The sequence below is a fragment of the Kitasatospora sp. NPDC058965 genome (assembly GCF_042741245.1).
Lineage (GTDB): Bacteria > Actinomycetota > Actinomycetes > Streptomycetales > Streptomycetaceae > Kitasatospora.
This window is the reverse complement of the sequence record NZ_JBHYKG010000058.1, coordinates 29,465-34,150: the sequence shown is the minus strand read 5'-3', so window position 1 is coordinate 34,150 and position 4,686 is coordinate 29,465. Positions and strand designations below refer to the sequence as shown.

Here is a 4,686-nt window from a genome sequence, read left to right as displayed (position 1 = left end):
GCCGTCCTGCGCGCGTGCCGGGGGGCCAGGAAAGGCCGGCCGGGGGGCCGTCGGCGATCGTGATCCGATTGGCGCAGCGAAAACGGTTTCAGATCCCCGGCAAATGCGTAAAGTCCAGGCATGGACCGCCGAATTTTCGGGCTGGAGAACGAGTACGGCGTCACGTGCACGTTCCGGGGACAACGGCGTCTGTCTCCGGACGAGGTGGCCAGATACCTCTTCCGTCGCGTAGTTTCCTGGGGCCGGAGCAGCAATGTGTTCCTGCGCAATGGCGCACGCCTCTACCTCGACGTCGGTTCGCACCCCGAGTACGCCACTCCGGAGTGCGACGACGTCACCGAGCTGGTGACCCACGACAAGGCGGGCGAGCGGATCCTGGAGGGTCTGCTCGTGGACGCGGAGCGGCGGCTGCACGAGGAGGGCATCGCCGGCGACGTCTACCTCTTCAAGAACAACACCGACTCGGCCGGCAACTCGTACGGCTGCCACGAGAACTACCTGGTGGCCCGGCACGGCGAGTTCTCCCGGTTGGCGGACGTGCTGATCCCCTTCCTGGTGACCCGGCAGCTGATCTGCGGGGCGGGCAAGGTGCTGCAGACGCCGCGCGGTGCGGTGTTCTGCGTGAGCCAGCGGGCCGAGCACATCTGGGAGGGCGTCAGTTCGGCGACCACCCGGTCGCGCCCGATCATCAACACCAGGGACGAGCCGCACGCGGACGCCGAGCGGTACCGCCGGCTGCACGTGATCGTCGGCGACTCGAACATGTCGGAGACCACCACGCTGCTGAAGGTGGGGGCGACCGACCTGGTGCTGCGCCTGATCGAGGCGGGCGTGGTGATGCGGGACCTGACGCTGGAGAACCCGATCCGGGCGATCCGCGAGGTCAGCCACGACCTGACGGGCCGTCACCAGGTGCGCCTGGCCAACGGCCGGGAGGCGAGCGCGCTGGAGATCCAGGAGGAGTACTACTCCAAGGCGCTGGAGTTCGCCGACCGCAAGGGCCTGAACACCGGCACGATCGGCCGGGTGCTGGAGCTGTGGGGCCGCACGCTGGAGGCGGTGCGCACCGAGGACCTGGCGAAGGCGGGCACCGAGATCGACTGGATCATGAAGTACCAGCTGATCGAGCGGTACCGCGAGAAGCACCAGATGAGCATGAGCAACCCGCGGATCGCCCAGATCGACCTGGCCTACCACGACATCCACCGCCGCCGGGGGCTGTTCTACCTGCTGCAGAACAAGGGGCAGGCGCAGCGGGTGACCACCGACCTCAAGATCTTCGAGGCGAAGTCGGTGCCGCCGCAGACCACCCGGGCGCGGCTGCGCGGCGACTTCATCCGCCGGGCGCAGGAGCAGCGGCGCGACTTCACGGTGGACTGGGTCCACCTGAAGCTGAATGACCAGGCGCAGCGCACGGTGCTGTGCAAGGACCCGTTCCGTTCGGTGGACGAGCGGGTGGAGAAGTTGATCGCCGGCATGTGAGCCGGTCGGACGGCCGCGCGGCCCCGCCTCCCACGGAGGCGGGGCCCGCTGCGTCTACGCTGGGTCACAGCCGCTGATCCGTATATGTGACCGACAGTGAGGACCCCGCCGTGCGCCGCACCGCCGGACTGCTCGTACTCCTGCCGATGCTGGTGCTGGCCGCCTGCAGCAGCGGCTCGCACGTCAAGAGCGGGCCGTCCTCGGCGCCGACCAGCTCGGCGCCCGCGGTGCCGACGGCGGTGGCCTCGGCCTCGCCGATGCCGACGGTGAGCGGCAGCTTCGGCAGCAAGGCGACCATCACGATCCCGTCCGGTCAGCCGAGCGGGCAGTTCGTGGTGACCAACGTGATCGACGGCGACGGGGCGACGGTCAACAAGGGCGACTGGGTGACCGTCAACTACACCGCCAAGGACTGGACCAGCGGCAAGGACCTGCCCAGCTCCTACGACGCGGGGTCGAAGCCGCAGCTGTACCAGGCGGGCGGCGGGCAGTTGGTGCCGGCGTTCGACCAGAGCGTGCTGGGGCGCAAGGTGGGCAGCCGGGTGCTGGTGGTGGCGCCGCCGTCGGCGGCCTTCGGCAGCGCGGGCAACCAGCAGCTGGGGGTCGGCAAGGACGACACGGTGGTGTTCGCGCTGGACATCATGCAGTCGGTCCCGCAGGACTCGGTGGTGCCGGGGACCAACACCCAGCCGCCGGCGAACCAGCCGCAGGTGAAGGACAACGGGAAGGCGGCGCCGACGATCACCATCCCGGCGAACACCGCGCCGCCCGCGGACCTGCAGACCAACGTGCTGATCAAGGGCGAGGGCAAGCCGGTGCAGTCGGGCCAGTCGGTGGTGCTGCAGTACACCGGGGTGCTGTGGAGCAACGGGCAGCAGTTCGACTCCTCGTGGAACCACGGCGGCGCGCAGGTGCTGCAGATCGGTACCGGCAGCGTGATCGCGGGCTGGGACAAGGGGCTGGTGGGCCAGCCGGTGGGCAGCCGGGTGGAGCTGGTCATTCCGCCGTCGCTGGGCTACGGCTCAACAGCACAGAACGGTATCCCTGCGAACTCGACGCTGGTCTTCGTGATCGACATCCTGGAAGCTGTGTAGCGGCTGCGCGTGGCAACGGCGTGAGATCGAGGTCACGCGGGCGGGTACTCGCGGTGTGTCATGGACACCCGATGAGTGCCCGCCCTCATCGTGAGCTGCCATACTGCTGCCGATTCGCACAGCGGCGAGAGATCTGATGGCGAGGATGGGGAGAAATGGCTGAGAATCCGACCGGGCCGACCGAGGCCGACACCGCGAGCGGCGCGGTCGCCGACCCGGCGGCCGCTCGCCCCGGGGGCCCGCTGCCGGGCCAGGGCGAGTCGATCGTGATTCCGCCCTCGCTGGTCTCGCAGCAGGCGGGCTGGACGCAGCCGGGCGAGGAACCGCAGATCGCGCCCGGGCCCAAGCCCGAGGAGCCGCAGATCTTCGCCTCGAACGTGCGCAAGGGCGTCTCCTCCGAGGCCGACTACGAGAACGTGGGCGGCGGCGGCAAGCTGGGCGTGGTCCTCGGGGTGATCCTGGCAGTGCTGCTGGTCGGCAGCGGCATCGGCCTGTACGTGGTCAACCAGGGCAGCGACGACTCGAAGTCGAAGGCCGCGGACGCCGCGTCCAGCGCCCCCGCCGCGCCGAGCCAGGCGCCGGTGCCGCCGATCAAGGACAGCGCCAAGGTGCTGCCCACGGTCGCCGGCGACTTCGGCAAGAAGGCGACCATCACACTGCCCTCGGAGCAGCCGGACGGCACCTTCGTGGTCAAGTCGATCACCGAGGGCGACGGCGCCAAGGCGGACAAGGGCACCTGGGTGACCGCCGACTTCACCCTGAAGGACTGGAACACCGGCAAGGACATCCAGGGCTCCTACGACAGCGGCAAGCCGCAGCTGTTCCAGGCCGGCCTGGGCAAGCTGATCCCGGCGCTGGACTCCGCGGTGGTCGGCCACAAGGCCGGCAGCCGACTGCTGGTGGTGGCCCCGCCGGCCGCGGCCTTCGGCGACCAGGGCAACTCGCAGCTGGGCCTGGGCGGCAAGGACAGCCTGGTGCTCGTGGTGGACATCCAGCGGGTGAACGGCCCGGACGCGCGGGTCAGCGGCGACGTGACCAACCCGCCGGCCGACTTCCCCGCCGTGAAGGTGGCGGGTGACGGCAAGGCCGACGAGATCACCCCGCCGGCCAACGTGACCGACCCGACCGACCTGAAGACCGCCGTGCTGATCCAGGGCAAGGGCCCGAAGGTGGAGTCCGGCGAGAAGGTGGTCGTGCAGTACAGCGGCGCGCTGCTCAAGGACGGCAAGGCGTTCGACTCCTCGCTCACCCGCAAGCAGGCGTTCAGCTTCGTGACCGGTGGCGGCAGCGTCATCGAGGGCTGGGACAAGGGCATCGTCGGCCAGAACGTCGGCAGCCGGATCGAGCTGGTGATCCCCGCCTCGCTGGCCTACAAGGACCAGGCGCAGGGCGGCATCCCGGCCAACTCCTCGCTGGTGTTCGTGGTCGACATCCTGGACGCCGGGGTCGGCTCGGCCGACCAGGGGTGACAAGATAGGGCGACCGGTGTCGGGGTGCCCCCGACGGCCGGGCCTGATCAACGCGGGCGGCGGACGGCCGTACCGTGGTTCCTGACGGAGCCACAGGTACGGCGGTCCGCCGCCGTGTTGTGTAGTGACGAACGAGATGAGGAAGTTGTGAGCCAGAAGACGAAGCCGGAGATCGACTTCCCCGAGGGCGACGCCCCGGCGGACCTGGAGATCGTCGACATCGAGGTCGGCACCGGCGAGGAGGCCAAGCCGGGCCAGGTCGTCGAGGTCCACTACGTGGGTGTCACCTTCGCGACCGGCGAGGAGTTCGACGCGAGCTGGAACCGCGGCTCGACCTTCAAGTTCCCGCTCGGCGGCGGCCGGGTCATCAAGGGCTGGGACGAGGGCGTCGTCGGCATGAAGGTCGGCGGCCGCCGCAAGCTGGTCATCCCGGCCCACAAGGCCTACGGCAACCAGTCGCCGACCCCGGCCATCCCGGCGGGCTCGACGCTGATCTTCGTGGTCGACCTGATCGCGGTCTGACCCGCCGTCGGGCCCCGGTCCGAGCGCGGCCGTGGCCCGGGGGGCCCCGGGCCCGGCCGGGCCGGGGTGGGCCCCGGGGCCCCCACCCCGACGGGGAAAGCGCCCCGGGCCCCCCGGGG

General features: G+C 70.3%; 4 protein-coding genes. All 4 read left to right on the top strand.

The window, feature by feature from the left end; all coding sequences use genetic code 11:
* Nucleotides 1-120: 120 nt before the first annotated feature.
* The 4 genes from pafA (at nucleotide 121) to ACFW1A_RS12850 (ending at nucleotide 4,567) form a co-directional block, all read left to right on the top strand.
* Entirely contained in the window at nucleotides 121-1,482 is a 1,362-nt protein-coding gene (gene pafA / locus ACFW1A_RS12865; protein ID WP_380408127.1) for a Pup--protein ligase, read from the top strand.
* 86 nt (nucleotides 1,483-1,568) lie between these two features.
* Nucleotides 1,569-2,576: an FKBP-type peptidyl-prolyl cis-trans isomerase gene (locus ACFW1A_RS12860; protein WP_380408125.1), complete on the top strand. Its 1,008-nt coding sequence runs from the start codon at nucleotides 1,569-1,571 to the stop codon at nucleotides 2,574-2,576.
* A 155-nt stretch (nucleotides 2,577-2,731) separates the two neighbouring features.
* Nucleotides 2,732-4,045, top strand: a complete 1,314-nt coding sequence (locus ACFW1A_RS12855) for an FKBP-type peptidyl-prolyl cis-trans isomerase (RefSeq protein ID WP_380408123.1) — start codon at nucleotides 2,732-2,734, stop codon at nucleotides 4,043-4,045.
* Between the two features lie 147 nt (nucleotides 4,046-4,192).
* On the top strand, nucleotides 4,193-4,567 hold the full coding sequence (locus ACFW1A_RS12850) for an FKBP-type peptidyl-prolyl cis-trans isomerase (protein ID WP_380408121.1): 375 nt from the start codon (nucleotides 4,193-4,195) through the stop codon (nucleotides 4,565-4,567).
* The last annotated feature ends 119 nt before the right edge of the window (nucleotides 4,568-4,686 follow it).

Bases quoted from the DNA above. Each gene is read 5' to 3' on its own strand.
- pafA (WP_380408127.1), top strand. From the start codon at position 121: ATGGACCGCCGAATTTTCGGGCTGGAGAACGAGTACGGCGTCACGTGC.
- ACFW1A_RS12855 (WP_380408123.1), top strand. From the start codon at position 2,732: ATGGCTGAGAATCCGACCGGGCCGACCGAGGCCGACACCGCGAGCGGC.